Here is a 20537-nt window from a genome sequence, read left to right on the forward strand (position 1 = left end):
CGCTGCGGCTCACATCATCCATACAATAAAAAGCCAGTAATCATGTTTTCGCATGATGCTGGCTTTTTGGTTTTACTTCTTATAACTCTAGTAGCGATCCATAATCAGCTGGGTTTTCAACGAATCCTGTGCCAGGAACCAGCCTTGGCTTTGCAGGTAGGTAATCAACTGATCGTGCTTCGTTGAAGCGGTTGTGCTGCTGTTGGTTTTGAAGGAAATTTCAACGACGTTATCAATGCCTGTTCCAGCGGCATCCTTGATTGGCCATACTTCGATATACGTTTCTAGACCGCTCCATGTGCCGATCGAGCGTTTTGCCAGCACGGGACCATAGACGCGGGACGCATCCAGCATAGCTGTGCCCCAGCCAGTGTACAACCATTTGTCCATTTTTCCTGGAATGTTGTCCTTTAATAGCTTGCGAGAATCGCTTGCGGACGGCAGGTCCATGCCGCTGTAGCCTGATTTTTTACCGGTTTTTTTGTTGGAAATGCTTAAGGTTTTATTCAAATAGCCCCATTCGATCTGTGCATCGTAATTAGTGTCAGTGGAATCAAAGCCCTCCTGATTAGCCAATGTCAATGCTGCCGTAATGTTGTCGTTAACGATCGGGTAACGTTTTTTGTAGGTAAGCTCGAAATCACTTTCGCCTTCGGTTTTGCGGATACGAGGAATCCAGTTATTCGTATAGATGTCCTTAGCATTGGTATCGAGAAACTCGATATTCATTTTGGTGACGGTGCTCGGCATGCCGAAGGCTGTTCTTACCGCACTTGTCAGCTTGCCGTCGGAACCCAATACTGCGCTTGGCTGCATAAGCAGCTTAACCTCATAATCCGGTACCATATTGCTTGCTGCCTGAACCGGTGCGGGTACGGTGATGCTTACTGCCAGAACCGCTGTACATACCATGGTTGCTAATCCGCCTAACCACTTGCTTGATTTCACTATATTCATCTCCCTTATAGACAGCTGCTTACAAGGTAGACTATAAAGATGGATTGTTACCTGAATGTTAGCGCCCTGTGTTGATATTGTAAACCGGATTTAACAGATGCTGGATAAACCCTTCCAGCAAGGCGGATTGTCGGCGGTCCAGATTGTAGGCGTAATAAACATAACGCTTGAATGGATTTTGTGGAATCGGCCGGAATACGAGCTCGCCACGCTCCACCTCGCGCAGAACAGCCAAACGTGATACGAACGAAATACTTTCGCCAAGCATGGCTACCTGCTTAATCGCCTCCAGCGAATCCATCTCGATATGCCCGTTCAGCTCGATTCGGTTGCTCTGCGCCCATTTCATCGTCAATTGACGAGTGCTGGAATCAGGGCTGTGAAGAAGAAAAGGGACTCCCTCCAACTGATCTGGATAAAGCTGCGGGCAGCTTGCCAGCTTATGATGTGGTGAACAGATGAGTACCAGCTCATCCTCACAAAAGGTTTCTCCCATGAGCGGCGGCATTTGAAAAGGCTCGCACGACATGATGCCGAGATCAATCTCGTGATTGATCAGGAGATCTTTGATCACGGGGGCTGTCTTAACGATCAGGGACAGCTGAATTCTCGGGTAAGCTTGGGTAAAGCTGCTGAGCAGGCGCGGCAGGATGTACGTACCCGGTACGTAGCTTGCGCCGATCTTCAAGGTGCCGCGACCCAACTGATCATATTCCTTCACAACACGCTCAGCCTCGTGAGCCAATGCATTGATTTTCACGGAGTAGTGATATAACGACCTGCCGGCCTCGGTTAAGTGTACCTTCCCCGAACGCGATTCGAACAACTGTACGCCAAGCTCCTGTTCCAGGTTTTTCATGTGAAAGGATACGGTAGGCTGCTTGAGTCCCATTGCATCAGCAACAGTTGTCACCTTCTTATGCTTTTCAATCAATTCGACCATTTGTAATTTAAGCAGGTTCATAGAACACCTTCCTCAGAGCTTATTTATAAGATGGGATCGCATGCGAACTCAAAGTGTTTTTAATTCTCGAGTATCGTAAGCACCCTTATGGTTTACGATCTGGTTCGAGCACTAGTATAGATAAAATCTATAGGTTTGAATAGATACTATTGATAAAATTAACAAAACATTTACGTGACGATAACACTTGGATGAATATTGGGCTCTACAATGAGTTTAGAAAGACGCCAACAAGTAATATTCAAGCAGTATCGGGATTAAGGGGAAAAAGGAAGGTAATGGCATGGATCTGGTGATTCAAGGCTTGGAAAAAAGCTTCAATCGCGTTCAAGCGCTGCATACAACGAACTTAAACATTAGGCAAGGGCGCTTTACGACGTTGCTCGGACCCTCAGGCTGCGGCAAAACGACCTTGCTGCGCATGATTGCCGGGCTTGAAACACCGGACCAGGGCGAGCTGAGGCTTGGGGATGAAATTTTGTTCTCCAGTGCCAAACGGATTGATCGGCCGACACACCGCAGGAATTTTGGCATGGTATTTCAGGATTTTGCCTTGTGGCCGCATATGACGGTATTCGAGAATATTGCTTTTGGTCTTCGAGCCACAGGTAAGACGAAGGAGCTTAAGCGGGTTGTTCAGGAAGCGGTCGATATGGTGCGTCTGCAGGGAATGGAGCAGCGTTTTCCGCATCAGCTCTCGGGTGGACAGCAGCAGCGGGTTGCTTTTGCAAGGGCCGTTGTCATGAAGCCGCAGCTCGTCTTGTTCGATGAACCGCTGAGTGCGCTGGATGCGATGCTGCGGGACGAAATGCGAATCGAGCTGACCGGACTTGTGCGAGATATCGGGCTAACAGCCTTGTATGTAACGCATGATCAGGTAGAGGCGATGTCGATGTCAGACGAAATTGTGGTGATGAAGGCTGGACAGATTTTGCAGCAGGGAACTCCAGAGCAAATCTACAACAAACCCAAGCATCCGTTCATTGCACAATTTATCGGTAAATCAAATTGGCTGGTCAAGGACAAGCTGCTCATTCGCCCGGAGCATATTCAGTGGGTGCAGAATGGATCAGCAGATGCTTATCGGGGTAAAGTGCAGAGCGTCAGTTATCTGGGAGACCGTTATGAAATTCAGCTTGATATGGGCAGCTTGGGATTGTGGATGGCTTATGACAGGGAACGCAAGCCGATAGGCGAAGAAATTGAGATGTATATAAATCGTGAGCATATTCACGAAATTGCAGAATGAACGATGCGGTGAATACATAGCTAAGCGATGCTTATTCATCACACAATATGAGGAGGCGTATTCAATTGAAAATGACAAAAGGGTTAAAAAACAGCGCATTATTACTGCTAACGGCAATGGTAGGATTTGGGGTTACAGGTTGTGGAACAGCGAACCAGACGGCAAGCACAGCGAGTAATGGAGCCGCTCCGAAGGCTGCACCGGCAGCAGCTGCTTCCACAGATACGAAGCCTGCAGAGAAGAAGGAAGAGAAGAAGGAAGAAAAGAAACTGAGCGGCAAGCTCGTTGTATACAGCGCAGGACCGAAAGAATTGGCTGAAGCGATCCAAAAGGGCTATGAAACAAAAACAGGCGTGAAAATCGAAATGTTCCAAGGCACCACGGGGAAAGTATTGTCCCGGATGGAAGCTGAGAAAGCGAATCCTGTCGTTGACGTTGTCATTCTTGCATCACTTCCGGCTACACAAGGCTTGAAGAAAAACGGTTTAACCTTGGAATACAAGGATGCCAAGAATGCCGATAAGCTGATTCCGGAATGGTCGGACAAAGAAGGTCATTTCTTCGGCTACAGCGCATCTGCTCTCGGTATCGGCTACAATACGAAATTGGTTCCAACACCTCCGAAGGAATGGGCTGACCTGACCAAAGAGGAATGGAAAGGTAAAGTAAACATTCCAGATCCAGCCTTATCCGGTTCGGCACTTGATTTCGTTACGGGTTACTTGAGCGGCAAGGGTGAAAGCGGCTGGGAGCTGTTAGAGCAGTATAAGAAAAATGGCGTGGCTATGGCAGGCGCTAACCAAGAAGCATTAGATCCAGTTATTACCGGCGCGAAAAGCATTGTAGTAGCTGGTGTGGATTACCTTACCTATCAGGCTAAAGCTAAGGGTGAGCCGATCGATATGATCTACCCTGCCAGCGGTACTGTAATTAGTCCGCGTCCAGCATCGATTATTAAAACGTCCAAAAACCCGGATGCAGCTAAAGCGTACATCGACTACCTGCTGTCGGATGAAGCACAAGCGATGATCGCTGACACTTATTTGCTGCCAGGACGCAAAGATATCAAAGCCAAGAACCGTCCTGGTGTTGATCAAATTCCACAGATGAAAATCGACTGGACCTGGATGGACACGAATGGTGATGCTGTAACAAAGAAATTCACGCAGCTGTTTAAATAAGAATGTAATCAAATATATCACTTTATACATTCAAAATTCGCGATTTCAACAGCGGCCGGAGGTATACCTTTTCTCTGTAATAACCGACCTGTAGTAACCAGAAACCAGATAGAGAAGTGATCTCATGGAACATACTAGTTCGTTTTCCTATAAAAAACTCGGGATGGCCCTTGCCTTATTGCTGCTGGCGATGCTTGTGGTCGTCCCTCTTTTTTTCATATTTATAACCAGTGTTTATCCAAGCGGTGAACTTGATCTGCTGGCTCCAATCAGGGCCATTATGGAAAATGAGCTGGCAGAGGTATTTTGGAACTCGATCCTGCTCGGTATTTGTGTGGTAGCCGGAACGACTTTGCTGGCGCTGCCATTGGCTTGGATATTTGCCCGTACAGAGCTAAGCAGGCATACATGGCTGGATGTGGTAATGCTGATTCCGTTCATGACGCCTCCTTATATTGGATCAATGGGCTGGATTTTGTTCATGCAGAAAAATGGTTATCTGGAGCAGCTGCTCCCAAAGGCTGCCTTCCTCACCCCTGTATTTTTCAGTATGTTCGGTATGGTTGTGATCATGTGTCTGCATTTATTCCCATTCCTGTATTTGATTCTGCGTAACGCGCTGCTGCAAATCGGGGGTACCAAGGAAGAGGCGGCAAGTGTGCACGGCGGCGGATTTCTATACAGCTTCCGACGTATCATCATTCCGCTGCTTCTATCTAGCTATGCGATGGGTGCTTTATTGATTTTTGTTAAAACGATTGCCGAATTCGGAACACCGGCCACCTTCGGCAGGAAGATCGGCTTTTATGTTCTGACGTCGGAAATTCATAAATATATATCCAGCTGGCCGATTGATTTTGGCAAAGCAACGGCGCTAGCTTCCATCCTTTTAAGCACATGCTTGCTGATCTGGTATATGCAGACAGTAGTTAGCCAAAGGTTCACTTATGCGCTCGTTGGCGGTAAAGGCGTGCGGGGCAAAATATATCGTATGGGCGTATGGAAGCAGCTTCTGGCATGGGGATATATAGCTGGCCTGCTTGGACTTGCGATAGTCGTCCCTTATTTCTCGATTATTTCCGCTTCGCTGATGAAACTGCGCGGGGTCGGGCTGCAGTGGAATAATCTAACCTTTCAATATTATATCGACCTGCTCACGTGGGGCTCCAAAAGCATGCAGGCGTTAATGAACAGCCTCAGCTTGTCGTTGATAGCCGCAACGATTGCGGTAATTTTGGGAACGTACTTTGCTCTGATGATTCGCAAGTCGCAATCGTGGCCGCAGCGGATTACCGATTTGTTCGCATTGCTGCCCAACACGGTGCCGGGCATCGTTATTGTAGTTGGACTTATCCTGTTCTGGAATTCGCCGTGGATGCCGATTCCGCTCTATAACACTTATGGTATGGTCGTTCTGACGTATGTTGTATTCTTCCTTCCTTATACGGTTCAATATGTCAAAGCGAATTTCGCCCAGCTGGATGACTCGTTATTTCAAGCCGGTCGTGTATTTGGCGGTAAGCCGGCTTACATTTTTCGAAGAATTTTGCTGCCGCTCATTATTCCGGGTATGGTAGCAGGCTGGATGATGACGTTCACGATTTCGGTTCGGGAACTGGTCGCCTCGCTGATGATTTTACCGCCATCGATGGAAACGTCGGCGACCTATATTTTTGCCCAGTTTGAGCAGGGAAAGGTATCACTCGGAATGGCAATGGCTGTCGTATCCGTAGGTTTGACGACACTCATGCTGCTTGGCTTGAATAAAATGACGGCCAAGAAAAATTTATAATCAGTATCATAAACCTTACATCTAGTGGAGTGTGAATACACATATGCAAGCAACAGTATGGGGTGGTGCTGGCGAGCATGGCCGCTCTTGCTATCTGATTGAGCAAGGCCGAACACGCGTTTTACTTGATTGCGGGGTGAAGAAGGAGGGATCAGGTGAGTATCCACTGTTTGAGGAAAACGTGGTTCCACAGCTGGATGCAGTATTCTTGTCCCACGCCCACGAGGATCATTCGATAGCGATTCCCCTGCTTTATACGATGGGCTATGCCGGCATAGTATGGACTACAAGAGCAACCAGTGAACAGTTGCCTTCCTATTACCAGGCTTGGGAACGATTTGCCGCTTCCACTCAAGCAGAGCTTCCATACCGAGATACAGATATTTCCGCGATCCGCTTCAAATTCATTGAGGAACACACGCCTTCCGGTGTATGGTATGCGATTCAACCGGGCTTGAGCGTATGTTGGGGAAGAAGCGGACATTTGGCTGGATCCATCTGGCTGCTGCTGAATGTGGAGGGCAGACTCGTATTCTACTCAGGTGACTATACAGCAGAATCGACACTACTGGCTGCTGATCGCCCACAGCCTGAACTTTTGGAGAATCCCATTGACTTTGCCATTATAGATGCCGCATATGGAATCGACCCAGATTCCCAGCAGCAGAAGCTGGAGCAGCTGCGGCTGCAAATGGAAGAAACCTTGCAGCAAGGTGGTCCTGTTCTGCTGCCTGTTCCCACCTATGGACGCGGGCAGGAAATGCTGCTATGGGCAAGAGAGCAATTCCCGGATATCCCGATTTTTGTTGAACAGGAAATTACCGTAGGATTGAAGCAGCTGCTGCAAGGGCCGGAGTGGCTGCAGCTGGATGCTATAGAACGTATCCAAGCTTGTCTGATAGACCCGAGAATTGTTTTTGTGGATAGTGAAGAAAAGCGGCTTCAAGCGGTATCTGCAATCGGGAGCCGGATTGTATTGACCAATGATGGGATGCTGCAATCGGCCCGCGGCCAATGGTATTATGAAAAGCTGGTCGAGGATAACGCCTGCTGCGTCATTTTAACGGGACATTTGGCTAAGGGAAGCTGTGGGCATCGGCTGCTGATGGCTTCCCGTGAGCAAATGGAGATTCTCGATCATGATGCAGGACAGGTGCATTTTATACGCTTTAAGGTGCATCAAGGATTGCCGGATGTCAGAGCTATGCTGGACGTTCTTGCAAGTAAGCACACAATTCTCGTCCATGCGGGACAGCAGTCGACAGATGCGTTATGCGCTCAACTCGCCAAGGAGGGGTATGCGAACTTGCATGTCTTAACAGCGGGTGGCATTTGGCGGGAATAGCAGCGATACGAATGGTCACTAATAACCTCTACCAATGGGATTAACCCAAGCTTGTGGTAGGGGTTATTTTCTTTGGGTCCAGTTCAATAAGCTGGTAGACTTTGATTAAAGGCTTTCCTTATAATAGGAGAAGTAGGCGGAATGAATTCGCAATACAAACGGGAGGGCTGTTATTGTGAAGGTTAAAGCCATCAGGAACACGGATCTGCTGCCATCTGTAATTTGTTTGGGAACTTCTCATATAGGGAGTTCGATCAGTGAAGATGATTCTAACGGGATTTTGGATGCGTATACAGACGCGGGAGGAAATTTCCTTGATACGGCGGAGGTGTATGCGAACTGGTTGCCTATTGAACCGAGCAGCAGTGAGCGATTTTTGGGGAAATGGATGAAGGACAGAGGGAATCGCGATCAAATGATCGTAGCGACCAAAGGAGGGCATCCGCGACTGGATACCCCGATGATTTCCAGACTGTCTGCAGAAGAGATTGGGCATGACATTCTAGGGAGCCTGCAAAGATTGGGTACCGATTACATTGATCTCTATTACCTGCATCGCGATGATCTACGAATTCCTGTCGAGATACTGATTGAAATCATGGAGACTCACGTGCGCCAAGGCCATATCCGTTATTATGCCTGCTCGAACTGGACATTGGAGCGCTTGGAGCAAGCTCAGCTGTATGCCGCAAGCAAAGGGTATGCAGGGTTTGTCGCGGTAAGTAATTTGTGGAGCCTGGCGACTGTCAACCCGGGTTCGATCAAAGACCCGAGCCAGGTTGTAACAGATCAGGCGTTGATTGACTGGCACACACGCACAGGTACTGCGCTGATTCCATACAGCTCACAGGCGAATGGTTTTTTTAGCGGGAAATATCGCAGAGAGTACGACGTGCCGCCAGAAGGGAGAAGTAATATATATAAGCTGTATCACAATGAAACCAACTTCACCCGATTGGAACGGACCGAAGAGCTTGCGAGATTGCATAAGGCCACGACCAATCAGATAGCATTGGCTTATCTCCTTGCACAGTCTTTTCCTGTGTTCCCTGTTGTTGGCTGCAAAAATCAACATCATTTGCAGGATAGCCTTGGTGCTGTGGATGTGGAGCTGGATCCTGTTATCGCTTCGAATTTAAGCAGTTGAATCGTAGGATGTAGACAAACAATCGGGTAGCGAATTTGCTATCCGTTTCTTTAATCGCCATGGCATGCTTATTATAAGCATGCCATGGCGCGTATACCCAAGGAATAAACGCTTTGTCCCCGAATAAATTACTCATGTTTTTTATTATCAATGGTAATGGCATATCCCTCAAACCCCTGTCTCACATGTAATTTTCAAACGAGCATATGTTTTATGGCAAGCATCTCTATTCTATGGCTTAGCTGCTGCTTTCTGCTGCAGATTATGCCTTTTTTGCATATGTGGATAAAAGCGGATGATCCAATGGCTTTCTGTGATCTGGTTGGGATAATCTCATTTATTGCAAGTGACAATACTTGCTTTGGACGCTTAATAAATGGGCATCCGGCACATAGAGCAAGAATTGTCCGTTATCGCCTTCAGGTGAATGCCGTATACTGAATATACCTGATACATCCATCCAGAGGAGGACTTTATGGTGAACCGGATTCAATCATGGACCCGTTATTTGTTTTTTGGAAAAGCGGGCCGCAGCGGAAAATATTTGCACCGTTTTGTCTGGATCGGCTGTTTGGCCGTTTGTATTCCTATTGGGTTAGCGGGTATGATTTACTACAACCTGTCGATGGAACGGATGAAAAGTGAAATTATGGATGAGAGCAAATCATCTCTGGTTCTGCTCAAGGATAGAACCGAACGCATCCTGCAAAATATTGAGAAGGAATCGCTGCAGCTGGCAGCAGATCCGGCTATTTACGACCTGTTCACGAAGCGTGTGACCGGGAACCCGCTTGTTTGGCATCATGAGCTGTTACCGAAGATTACGATGGCGAAGAACGCTACTGATTTTATTAATGAAATTTATTTTTACAATGATATTGACCATATTGTTGTTTCGAATACGTACGGGACGATTGATATAGAAAGCTACAAATATAATAAGGACATAGAGCTGCTCATGAAGCAGGATGCACTTTCCAGCTGGAGCTATCTGCCGTCAAGCCAAAGAGAGGGCTACCTTACCTTTGCCAGGAGACTGCCGGTGATAGGGACTTCTGCATCAAGAGGAATCATTGCCTTTCAGATTGAGACAGAGGTTGTCAGCAAGTTTTTGCAAGCGGATACAACGATCATGTCTCAGGGACAAGAGTTGGTTTTCGTCAATTATCCCGACCTGAAGCTTACGGGCAAGCATACGTTCAGCAAGGTAGACAGGCTGTCCAGCTTACCTTCATTGCAAAAGATTATTGCTTCTGATACGACTATCGACAGCTTTTATGATGATGGACTCAATGGCAAGCGTGTTCATTATTCGTATGTAAAGAGTGTGTTCGGCCGCACCTATGTCGCCATTGTAACGGAGGAAAGCATAACGGAAAGACTGACGTGGATTCGCTCTTTTACGATGCTGACGGTCTTGTTTCTAATTGCGCTGGCCGTTGTTATTACTTATTTCAGTACGAAGCGAGCTTACAGTCCTATAGAGCAATTGATCAAGCATAGTAAAGCAGTAGGTGCGGGCAAGGTGCAGAGTAAGGACAACGAATTAGACTACATACGTGAATGTATTGATTATTTGAGCAAGGAAACGCAGTATTTAGGCAGTTATATGGAGAAGATTCAACCGACACTGCGCGAGAGGTGTTTGCAGCAGCTGTTAGATGGTGACTATATTCGCAGCGAATCGTTAATTCAGGATTGTCATACATACGGCTTAACCGTCAATTCGAACTATGTTGTTATGGTGGTTGAGGTGGAAAATGTGTATAGAGAGCGGCGGTTTTTACCGGGGGATAAAACGATTGTTGCGTTTGCTGTGACCAACGTCATGCAGGAGCTGATGGACAAGAGTCCCCATCTGAATGGCTATGTATTCCCTTATCAAGGAAAAGGTATTGCACTGCTGCAATGGAAAAATGAAATCGAGCTCATCAAGCTGCATCATAGAGTGATTGAGTTCGCCAATTCCGTCCGTGAATCTTTAAAAAATTATTTGGCCTTTGACGCTTCCATCGGGATGGGCCGATGCTATTCGCATATTGCGGATGTTCCGGTTTCTTATAAGGAAGCGGAGCTCGCCCTACAGTATCGGATTTATCATGATTCCGACTCTATCCTGCATATTGAGGATCTGGAAAACGCCAAAACCGGGTCTGCTTTTCGATATCCGCGTGAACTGGAGAGCGCGATCATCGAGTCTTTAACAAAAGGGGATTTGGCAGGAGCCGAGCAATCCCTTACCAGCTTTTCGAAGGCGCTCAATGTTTCACAATCGTACAACTTTATTCATCAAAGCTACTATGTATTGGTATCCGCGATAGTTACATCGCTTGAGAAGCAAGAAGGCAGTATTCTCGATATTCTCGAGCACAATTTGTTTGGCCAGCTGGAAAGCAAGCATACATCAAGGGAAATCACGGATTGGTTTATGGAGGTTCTGTTTCCTCTATACAAAAAATTGACCGAGGATTATTACAATAATGTCGGACAGTCCGTAATCCGGCAGGTGTGCAAGTACATCCGTGAACATTGTACGGAAGATATTTCCCTGGTGCTCTGCGCGGAACGGATGGGAATCAGCCACTCCTACCTGAGCCGATTGTTCAAGAAGGAGATGGGTATCAATTTTCTGGAGTTTGTTGTTGAATGCAGGGTTGAGGAAACGAAGCGGCTGCTGCTTGAAACCGATCAAAGCATCAGTGAAATTGCGGCGATCATCGGCTATTCGGAACGCAATCTGACCCGTGTATTTCAGCGGCTGACGCGAATGACGCCAGGTGTATACAGGACGGAAAACCGTAACGGATAAAGCAACGGACATTGCACAGGCAAAAGAGACAATTATTGACCTGAGGCGGCAAAAGCCCATGTAGGAAAAGATTTGTCTCTTACCTGTTTGTAAATTAGCCACTATGCTATGGGAAGAAAGCGCTATCAGTTATTTGGCTTTCCAAGGGTCGGTTGATTAAATGTTTGGTACTACTAACTTTTTAGGAGGGTATACATGAAAAGATCATTTCGTAAACGAGTGAGTTGGGTAGTAGCTCCTGTTCTATCCATCAGCTTATTGGCTGGTTGCTCAGGAGGAAGCACTCCCGCAGCACCTGCTGCCGGAACAGGTACAGGAACGAGTACTGTAAAGGATACTAAGCCCGCTGCTGCTGAACCGGTAAAAATCCAGTTTCTTGTACCATCTTTTGCCGAAGTTCCGAATATGGCTGATCAGTATTGGACAGAGTTTCAAAAAAGATCGAACAGCAAGCTCGATATAGAATGGATTCCATCCGGTGACTATGATACTAAATTCGATTTGGTGCTGGCTTCCGGCAATCTTCCCGAGGTAATCGTGTCCCAATCGGCGACTCGTCCGACTTTGCTGAATGCGATTAATCAAGGCGCATTTTGGGATCTGACACCGCTGCTCGGCGACTTCAGCAAGTACCCCAATCTTAAGAAAAACGCAGACCCGGATGTTTGGAACTATATGAAGGTGAACGGCAAAATCTATGGCGTAGCCCGCAACCGTCCGAATATCGATCCCGGCATCAAAATGCGTAAGGACTGGCTGGATAAATTGAATCTGCCGATTCCGCAAACTTTGGATGAGTATTCGGCTGCACTAAAGAAAATTGTTGAAAGTGATTTAGATGGCAACGGCAAGAAGGATACCATCGGTATTCTCGGACATGGCTTCCTTCTCGCGGATGGCGATTCTTCTTACTTGGCTGCTTTTGGCGGTCTGGACCCGATTTTTGACAAGGATGGCGGTCTGATCAAAGAAGTTTTGACTCCTAATTATACGCAAATGGTGGACTGGTTCCGCAAGCAGTATGCGGATGGGATTTTGGCCAAGGAATTTTCCACGATCAAGAAAACGCAGGCTGAGGAAATGTTTGCGACCGGTCGTGCGGCTTCGTATACCCGTAATATTTGGCGCGACTATTCGTGGGAGCAGGATATTAAGAAGGTCCAGCCTGAGGCGAAGGTCATTACCTTGCCTCCGATGAAGGGGCCAGGAGGCGTGAGTGTCGCATTGGTTCCGCCGTTGTTCGGAGCGTTCTATATCTCAAAGAAAGTTCCTGAAGCCAAGGTAAAGCAAATTCTTGAATATTTTAATACGACCACAACTAAAGAATTTACTGATTTCAACTATTTTGGTATTGAAGGCGTGCATCACAAATTGGTTGACGGACAACCACAGCTTACCGATCAGGGAGTCAAGGAAGTCACGACCAATGCTAACCAACCGTTTCCTCTGGCATTCAACAATATTATGAAGGTATTTAACGCTTCAGCGCCAAAAGCCTACAATGATGCCAAAATCAAAGAAACGGAAGTATTCGCCAAGGTAGGCAAAATGAATCTATTTAACGTTGTTTATTCGGATACGTGGACAACAACCTGGCCGAAGTATGAAAAAGAATGGCAATCGATGGTTATTAAAGCAATCGTCGGACAAATTTCAATGGATGAATACAAGAGCTATGTAGACAAATTGAATACAAATGCGGATATCAAAAAATCGTACCAAGAATTTGCTGTCAAGTACAAGGAATTTTTTGGTAAATAAAACAGCTGCGAGCGATTGCGACTTTCGTTAGATCATGCAGGAACGGGACATAGGCAGGGTTTGTAAATTCCCGATGTGTAAACCCGTTCCTTTTGTTCTTGTTAAGGATACTTGACACAATTAAGCTTATTGCAAATTTCCTGGAATTTAGGAGGGGAACCATTGGCTGGATTAAGCAAGCTGCCTCAAATACCCTACGGCGCCGTTTATTTTCGTAAATCCAACCCGCCAAGAGAAGATTGGGAACGTGATTATGCGGTAGCCCAAGAGGATGGTATGAATATAAACCGGCATTGGTTCATGTGGGGAGCCATTGAAACAGACAAGGGTGTTTATGATTGGGAAGATTACGATCGGCATATGGATTTGGCTGCACAGCATGGGTTGAAGACCATTATTGCCGAAATGATTATATCGGTTCCGGAATGGGCTGCATTCGAATATGCCCATGCTGCCCATATTAAGGCAGACGGAACTCCGCTCCGCACACAAATGGGTGTGAGCAGCTCAAGTGGAGGTTTTGGAGAAGGCTCGCAGGGTGTGCTGTCTCTGGACTGTCCAGAAGTGAAAGATCAGGCAGGCAAATTTCTTACTGCGCTTGCGCTTCGTTATAAAGATCATCCCGCGATGGTGGGTTATGATGTCTGGAACGAATGCAATTATTCTCCGCAGGTATGCCATGGACCCTACACAAATGCAAAGTTTCGCGTGTGGTTGGACCGCAAATACGGAAGCTTGCAGGCCTTAAACAAAGCCTGGCACCGATACAGCTATTCCGCATGGGAGCAGGTAAGGTCGCCTCAACAGCTGGGGCCGTATCCGGAATGTATCGATTGGCTGCAATTTACGAAACACAATTTTTATGAGCATATGCAGTGGCGGGTCGATCTGATCCGCAGCGTTGATGATAAGAATCTGATCACTGCCCATGGGATAGCGGGCAGTATCAACGTCATGGCTTCGATGGGAGCCGATGATTGGCTGGCAGCCTCCAAAGTTGATTTGTATGGGTTTACCTGGGTGGCCTCGCGCAAAGGGAATGAGCCCTGGAAGCAGTGGCACGCTGTCGATTTGACCCGTGCTGCTTCGCGCGGCAAAACCTTCTGGCATGCCGAAACGCAGGGCGGCCCATTATGGCTGCAGCCGCAGGTTATTGGACGGGCGAAGCATGACGGCCGGGTTACCGAGCCGGAGGATATTCGCATCTGGCAGATGATCACGCTTGCCGGTGGTGCTCGCGGTATCCTGTTTCCAAGATGGCGGCCTTTGCTGGACGGACCTTTGTTTGGTGCGTTTGGTCCCTATGCGATGGACGGCTCGCGAACGCCGCGTTCCGATATGGCCAGCTCCATAGCAAAATGGGCCAATGCTCCTGAACAGCAGGAGCTGCTTGGATCCGTTCCTGTGCAGGGAGATATCGGCATTCTGGTCGTTCCTGATACACAGATTTTCGATTATTTATTAAACCGTGAAGGCAAGAACGCTTTCTATGAGCAGGCGATGTGGGGGGCTTATCAAGGATTTTTTGATCAAGGAGTTCAAGCAGATTGGGTGCATATTGAAGATATCGCTAATTATCGTGTGCTGTATTGGCCTTATCCTGTGATGATTGGCAGAAATGAAGCAGAAGCGCTGCGGCAGTGGGTATCTGATGGCGGTGTGTTGATCAGCGAGGGCTGCCCCGCGTATTTCGGAGATCGTGGCAAGGTCGGGACACTGCAGCCTAATTATGGACTGGATCAAGTGTTTGGTGCTGTAGAGGACCAGGTGGAATTTATGCCCGACATTTCTGCTGCTTTGGCTTTTGAATTCGGCGGTATTCAAGTGCGTGGAGGTATATATAATCAATCTTACAGAACGACTGGAGGACAGGTAGCCGGACATTATGAAGATGGTTCCGCTGCTGCTGTTGAGCATACACATGGCAAGGGGAGAACACTGCTGATCGGCACGTTCCCATCGGCAGGTTATTATCAAACGCAGGCTCCGGAAAATCTGCAATACTTCTCTAAGGTGCTGGACTGGGCTGATATCAACCCGCATGTAAAGATATCAGACGCCGGTGTGCAGTCCCGATTATCGCAGGGAGCAGATGGGTCTCTATATATCTGGATATTAAACCCTTGCAGAGAAACAAAACATATTGAGATCGAGCTTTCCGGTGCATGGGGAGCATGGATAGCCGATCATGTGTACTGGGGCGATGCAGAGTGGACGCAGCATGGCTCAAGGCTGCAGATTGCAATACCCGGACGCGATGCCTGGATCGCTCGTGCAGGATCAGTTAGCAAGGCGTGAATGATTTCGAAACGGCAAGAGAAGCTGAGTTGAATTGAACCTGCTACAAGTCGAAGGAGGAGCAATGTGAAAATAAAAAGTATTGAAACCTTTACCACGAGAAATATCAGTATTGTACGTGTGAGAACCGATGACGGCTTTGAAGGATATGGTCAAATTGCCACCTATCACGCGAATATATCCGCATTGGTGCTGCATCAGCAGGTAGCTCCATATGCATTAGGCGCAAGTGCCGAACGAATTGCCGATTTGGTTAACAGAGTTGTGGAAGGGGAGCACAAATTCCCCGGTTCCTATGTATGCAGAGCTGTTGGCGGTCTGGACACGGCCTTATGGGATCTTCATGGCAAGCGTGCTGGCCTTAGCGTCTGCGAGCTGCTTGGCGGCAAGCCGCGTCCGATTGATGTCTATGGGTCCAGTATGCGACGCAATATTTCACCCGCCGACGAAGCGGAGCGGCTGCAGAGACTGCAGGCCGATCAGGGCTTCCAAGCTTTCAAAATAAGGATTGCCAATAATTTCGGCCGCGATATTGATGTATACCCAGGCAGGACGGAGCAAGTCGTTGCAGCTGTACGGAAGGCGATTGGTGACGATACAGCTTTGTATGTCGATGCCAACAGCGGCTTTACCCCACGCCGTGCGATTGAAGTAGGGCGAATGCTGGAGCAGCAGGGAGTTGTTCATTATGAGGAGCCGTGTCCTTATCCGGAGCTGGAATGGACGAAGCAAGTAACCGATGCTCTGGACGTCGCGGTGACGGGCGGGGAGCAGGATAATGATATGGCGCATTGGAAAAGAATGATTTCGATGCACGCGGTTGATATTGTTCAGCCGGATATTTGCTACATTGGCGGTTTAAGTCGGGCATTGGAAGTAGCTAAGCTGGCCGAGTACGCAGGAATGACCTGCACACCACATGCAGCCAATCATTCGATGGTAACCGTGTTCACCATGCATATGGTCGCCGCAATTCCGAATGCCGGCACATTTATGGAGTATACGATCGAATCGGATGCGTGGACGGAGTCGCTGTTTACATCCAAACTGCAAGTTTCTAACGGACAGGTACGGATTCCGGATAGCCCGGGATGGGGGGTTACGATTAACCCCGAATGGCTGGATAAAGCGGATTACCAGATTTCACAAATCTAAAAACTTGAGCATGAAGGAGACTTTTTGACCGATGACGCAAATAAACGGAGTACCCGTAACGATAGTTTGTGATGCTTCCGAATCGTTGACAGCTCATGATTCGGTAAGCTGGGCGATTAACCAATTGGAGACGGTATTAATTCGTCAAGGCTTTAGCGTTAGCAAGAATGGCGATAACAGTGTAAATGAAGCTGCAAATAGAGCTGCTAGTATGCAAACATCGACTGCAGCTTCAAAAAGCTTATCAGGAAGCATCGAAATACAGATATGGGGGAATGAATCGGCGCAGTCACAGGAGCTTCTGCATGCACATAGCATCGAAGTACCGACGGTCGCAGAATCCTACAGCATCGTGAATATTCATAATTCTGCTGGAATAAAGATCACAGTGATCGGCGCCGATGCAAAAGGTCTGCTGTATGGATTATTGGAGCTGGCAGACCGGATTGCCTTTAGCGAAGACCCAGCAGCTACACTTAAAGCAACTCCATCATTTTCTGATATGCCGCATAATCAGGTGAGAAGTATTAATCGTTTATTCGTAAGTGAAGTTGAGGATAAGCCATGGTTCTATGACCTGGCGTTTTGGGATGAATATTTGACCGAGCTTGCCGGACAACGATTCAATCGGCTCCATTTGGCATTAGGCATGGGCTACGATTATGGGCATAACCCGAATGTAAAGGATAACTATTTTTGCTTTGCATACCCGTTTTTGCTGAATGTTCCAGGTTATGAGGTTCGTGCCGCAGAGCTGGCTGATGGCGAAATGGAGCGCAATATGACAACGCTGCAATACATAGCTAAGGAAGCTAAGCGGCGCGGCATCCATTTTCAGCTTGGAATTTGGACGCATGCCTTTGTACAGGAGGACAGTCCAGATTCGGATTACAAAATTACAGGCATTGACGAATCTAATCATGCGGCTTACTGCCGTGACGCGCTGAAGCTGCTGCTGGAAACATGCCCTGAAATCGACGGAGTAACCATTCGAACCCATTATGAAGGGGGAATTCCTGAACCGGCCCATTTGTTCTGGGAGGTCGTGATGAGCGGTGTTAAGGCCTGCGGACGTCCTGTTGAAATCGATATGCATACCAAAGGTGTAGACGATCAGATGCTGAAGCTTTTCTTGGATACGGGAATGCCCGTCGTGCTTTCACCCAAGTTTTGGGCGGAGCATATGGGACTTCCTTATCACCAAGCAGGTATTCGTCCTTGGGAGCTTCCGGTGGCGAGCACAGACCGTCCGGATCTGATGTCAATCACGGCAACTTATCGGCGGTTTACCCGCTATGGCTATGGCGATTACTTGAAAGAGGGCCGTAATTATGGGGTACTCCACCGCATTTGGCCGGGAACGCAAAGAGTGCTGCTGTGGGGCGATCCGGCGATGGCAGCAGGCTACAGCCGGCGCGGAAGCTTTTGCGGAAGCATCGGTGTTGAGCTGTGCGAGCCGCTTGCCTTTAAAGGCCGCAAAGGAAGCGGCAAGGAAGGTGGACGTGAGCCTTATTTGGACAGCAGGCTTCAATTGAACGGTCAAGAGTGGAAGAAATATCTCTACTATTACCGTTTGTGGGGTCGGCTTCTGTATAATCCTGACACAGATCCAGAGGTATGGCAAAGGTACCTTCGACAGCAGTTCCGAGCGGCTGCAGCGGATTGTGAGCAGGCGCTTGCTTATGCAGGACGGATCCTGCCGCTGATTACGACTGCACATCTGCCTTCGGCAGCTAACAACGTCTATTGGCCGGAAATCTATACGGACCAGACGATTGTTAACACAGGTGAACCTTCGCATTACGACTTTGATACGCCGGCACCAAAAACCTTTGGTTCCGTAAGTCCGCTGGACTCTGCTTTGTTTTATCGGGTCGATGACTTTGTCAATGACTGCCTGCGCAATCAACGCAGCGGCAAGATTACACCGCTTCAGGTGGCGGATTGGTTAGCTGGCTTTGCCCAAACGGCAGAGCAGTATTTAAACGCATCGCAGTCACTTGTAGGCGATTCATCAGAAGCTTCTTACCGCAGGCTTGCTATTGACGTGACGGCTCAAGCAGGACTCGGGCATTTCTTTGCACATAAGCTGCGCTCCGCGGTTGCCTATTCCTGGTATGAACGCACTGGCAGCATAGAGCGTCTGGAGGAAGCATTAAGTAGTTACCGATTAGCGAAAGCGGCCTGGGAGCAGGTGGTCGCCAGCACGAAGGACGTTTATCAGCCTGATCAGGTATATGGACACGTACAGATCATGCGAGGCAGCTGGGCGGATCGCCTAAAAGACATCAATGCGAATATCGCCATGATGGAGCAGGTGTACGCGAAGCAGCTGAGCGGTGTGGAGGAAGCAGTCGAAGAGACGGCGGCAGGCTCAACAGAAGCAGGAGTGGCAGCAGCTTCGTCCACGGACGTGTTCATCCCGCAAGCCGCGTCGATTCAGGAATTTATCCCAGCTGCAGTGTCTGTAGGTCATTACCCGGATGCTCTTGCTTATGCGGATATTTTTCCAACAGCAGCAGATGTGTCTGCACGACCTGTTTGCGAGCATGTTTCTCCCGGAAAGTATCGCAAGGGGGCTCCTGTGGAGCTGCTTGTGAAGCTCTCGGGGCCAGCAGATGGAGTGAAGGTGACCCTGCTGTACCGTCATGTGAATCAAGCGGAGGCTTATGAGTCTGTGGTTATGTCTGAATCGGAAGGCGAGCTAAAGGCTGTCATTCCTGGTGCATATACCGATTCCGTATACCCGCTAGTTTACTATTTTGAGCTTCAAAATGATCAGGGCCTCTCGTGGCTAGTGCCTGGATTTGACGCTGATCTGTCCAATCAGCCTTATTATGAGCTCACTCAGCTGGCATAGGCATAAGCAATAGCTGCTTGATATTCCCCAAACGAAGAGAGGTGTTGCTTATGCAGGAGCCTAATGCACTCGCTAACATGAAGCTTACAAAAAGACGGCAGGCAACCGGATTCTGGCCGCGGCTCGGAATACGCATGCTGCAGTACAAATATATGTATTTTCTAGCACTACCGGGTATTATTTATTTTATTTTGTTCAAATTTGTGCCGATGTGGGGTTTGCTCATTGCCTTCAAGGACTATAATCCGTTCAGCGGATTTTGGGGCAGTCCCTGGGTCGGAGGAAAGCATTTTGAATCGTTATTTTCGGATAACAACTTTTATATCATGCTGCGCAATACCTTTTCAATCAATTTGATCGGTCTGGTGTTCATGTTCCCTCTGCCGATTCTGCTCGCGCTCATGCTGAACGAGGTTAGACACGAAGCGTTCAAACGGTTTAATCAATCAATCGTATACTTGCCCCACTTCCTGTCATGGGTCGTGGTGGCAAGTATGACCTTCTTTATTTTGTCGACCGATGTGGGAATCGTGAATAAGCTTATTACCGGCTCCGGCCGCGAAAGTGTGGCGTTTCTGACCAACCCGAACTACTTCTGGGGCATGATCACTGCGCAAAATATGTGGAAGGAAGCAGGCTGGGGAACGATCATATTCCTTGCCGCTATGGCAGGTGTCGATCCGCAGCGTTATGAAGCGGCTGTTGTGGACGGAGCCTCCCGCTGGCGTCAAATCTGGCATGTTACGCTGCCTGCGATTCGTCCGACGATTATTATTTTGCTTATTCTCAGACTGGGTCATATGGTGGATATCGGGTTTGAGCAAGTGCTGCTGATGCAAAATCCATTGGTGCTGTCGGTATCGGAGGTATTTGATACGTATGCTTACACGCACGGAATTTTGAAAGGACAAATCAGCGCAGGCGTGACCGTAGGGATGTTCAAAGGCTTCGTCGGTCTAGTGCTCGTATTGGTGTCGAATTACGTTGTCAAGAAGCTCGGCCACGAAGGCATTTATTGA

13 protein-coding genes are annotated in these 20537 nt (G+C 48.1%); 11 read left to right on the forward strand and 2 right to left on the reverse strand.

What is annotated here, in order from left to right; genetic code table 11:
• Positions 1-87: 87 nt before the first annotated feature.
• Positions 88-957, reverse strand: a complete 870-nt coding sequence (locus BM210_RS19170) for a hypothetical protein (RefSeq protein ID WP_091171457.1) — start codon at positions 955-957, stop codon at positions 88-90.
• 58 nt (positions 958-1015) lie between these two features.
• A complete protein-coding gene (locus BM210_RS19175; protein WP_091171460.1) occupies positions 1016-1921 on the reverse strand; it encodes a LysR family transcriptional regulator in 906 nt (301 codons plus the stop codon).
• Between the two features lie 283 nt (positions 1922-2204).
• Between BM210_RS19175 and BM210_RS19180 the strand changes: the two genes are divergently transcribed.
• From BM210_RS19180 to BM210_RS19230, 11 genes are all read left to right on the forward strand, one after another.
• On the forward strand, positions 2205-3170 hold the full coding sequence (locus BM210_RS19180; RefSeq protein WP_091171463.1) for an ABC transporter ATP-binding protein: 966 nt from the start codon (positions 2205-2207) through the stop codon (positions 3168-3170).
• A gap of 71 nt (positions 3171-3241) precedes the next feature.
• Entirely contained in the window at positions 3242-4351 is a 1110-nt protein-coding gene (locus BM210_RS19185) for an ABC transporter substrate-binding protein (RefSeq protein ID WP_256223830.1), read from the forward strand.
• Between the two features lie 124 nt (positions 4352-4475).
• On the forward strand, positions 4476-6143 hold the full coding sequence (locus BM210_RS19190) for an ABC transporter permease (protein ID WP_091171464.1): 1668 nt from the start codon (positions 4476-4478) through the stop codon (positions 6141-6143).
• Positions 6144-6186: 43 nt separating this feature from the next.
• Complete coding sequence (locus tag BM210_RS19195; RefSeq protein ID WP_091171467.1) at positions 6187-7488, forward strand: MBL fold metallo-hydrolase; 1302 nt, start codon at positions 6187-6189, stop codon at positions 7486-7488.
• Positions 7489-7663: 175 nt separating this feature from the next.
• A complete protein-coding gene (locus tag BM210_RS19200) occupies positions 7664-8635 on the forward strand; it encodes an aldo/keto reductase (protein ID WP_177237899.1) in 972 nt (323 codons plus the stop codon).
• A 475-nt stretch (positions 8636-9110) separates the two neighbouring features.
• Complete coding sequence (locus BM210_RS19205) at positions 9111-11444, forward strand: helix-turn-helix domain-containing protein (RefSeq protein ID WP_091171472.1); 2334 nt, start codon at positions 9111-9113, stop codon at positions 11442-11444.
• 195 nt (positions 11445-11639) lie between these two features.
• The gene (locus BM210_RS19210) at positions 11640-13205 is read left to right on the forward strand and encodes an extracellular solute-binding protein (RefSeq protein ID WP_091171474.1); all 1566 of its coding nucleotides are present in this window, start codon (positions 11640-11642) and stop codon (positions 13203-13205) included.
• Between the two features lie 162 nt (positions 13206-13367).
• Positions 13368-15503 carry a beta-galactosidase gene (locus BM210_RS19215; protein ID WP_091171478.1) on the forward strand — a complete coding sequence of 712 codons (2136 nt, stop codon included), beginning with the start codon at positions 13368-13370 and terminating at the stop codon, positions 15501-15503.
• Positions 15504-15569: 66 nt separating this feature from the next.
• Positions 15570-16658, forward strand: coding sequence for a mandelate racemase/muconate lactonizing enzyme family protein (locus BM210_RS19220; protein ID WP_091171481.1), 1089 nt, complete (start codon positions 15570-15572; stop codon positions 16656-16658).
• 31 nt (positions 16659-16689) lie between these two features.
• Positions 16690-19518 carry a hypothetical protein gene (locus BM210_RS19225; RefSeq protein ID WP_091171483.1) on the forward strand — a complete coding sequence of 943 codons (2829 nt, stop codon included), beginning with the start codon at positions 16690-16692 and terminating at the stop codon, positions 19516-19518.
• A 50-nt stretch (positions 19519-19568) separates the two neighbouring features.
• Positions 19569-20537 carry an ABC transporter permease gene (locus BM210_RS19230; RefSeq protein ID WP_371263500.1) on the forward strand — a complete coding sequence of 323 codons (969 nt, stop codon included), beginning with the start codon at positions 19569-19571 and terminating at the stop codon, positions 20535-20537.

Origin of the sequence: Paenibacillus sp. 1_12 (assembly GCF_900114475.1) — a bacterium.
Classification (GTDB): domain Bacteria; phylum Bacillota; class Bacilli; order Paenibacillales; family NBRC-103111; genus Paenibacillus_S.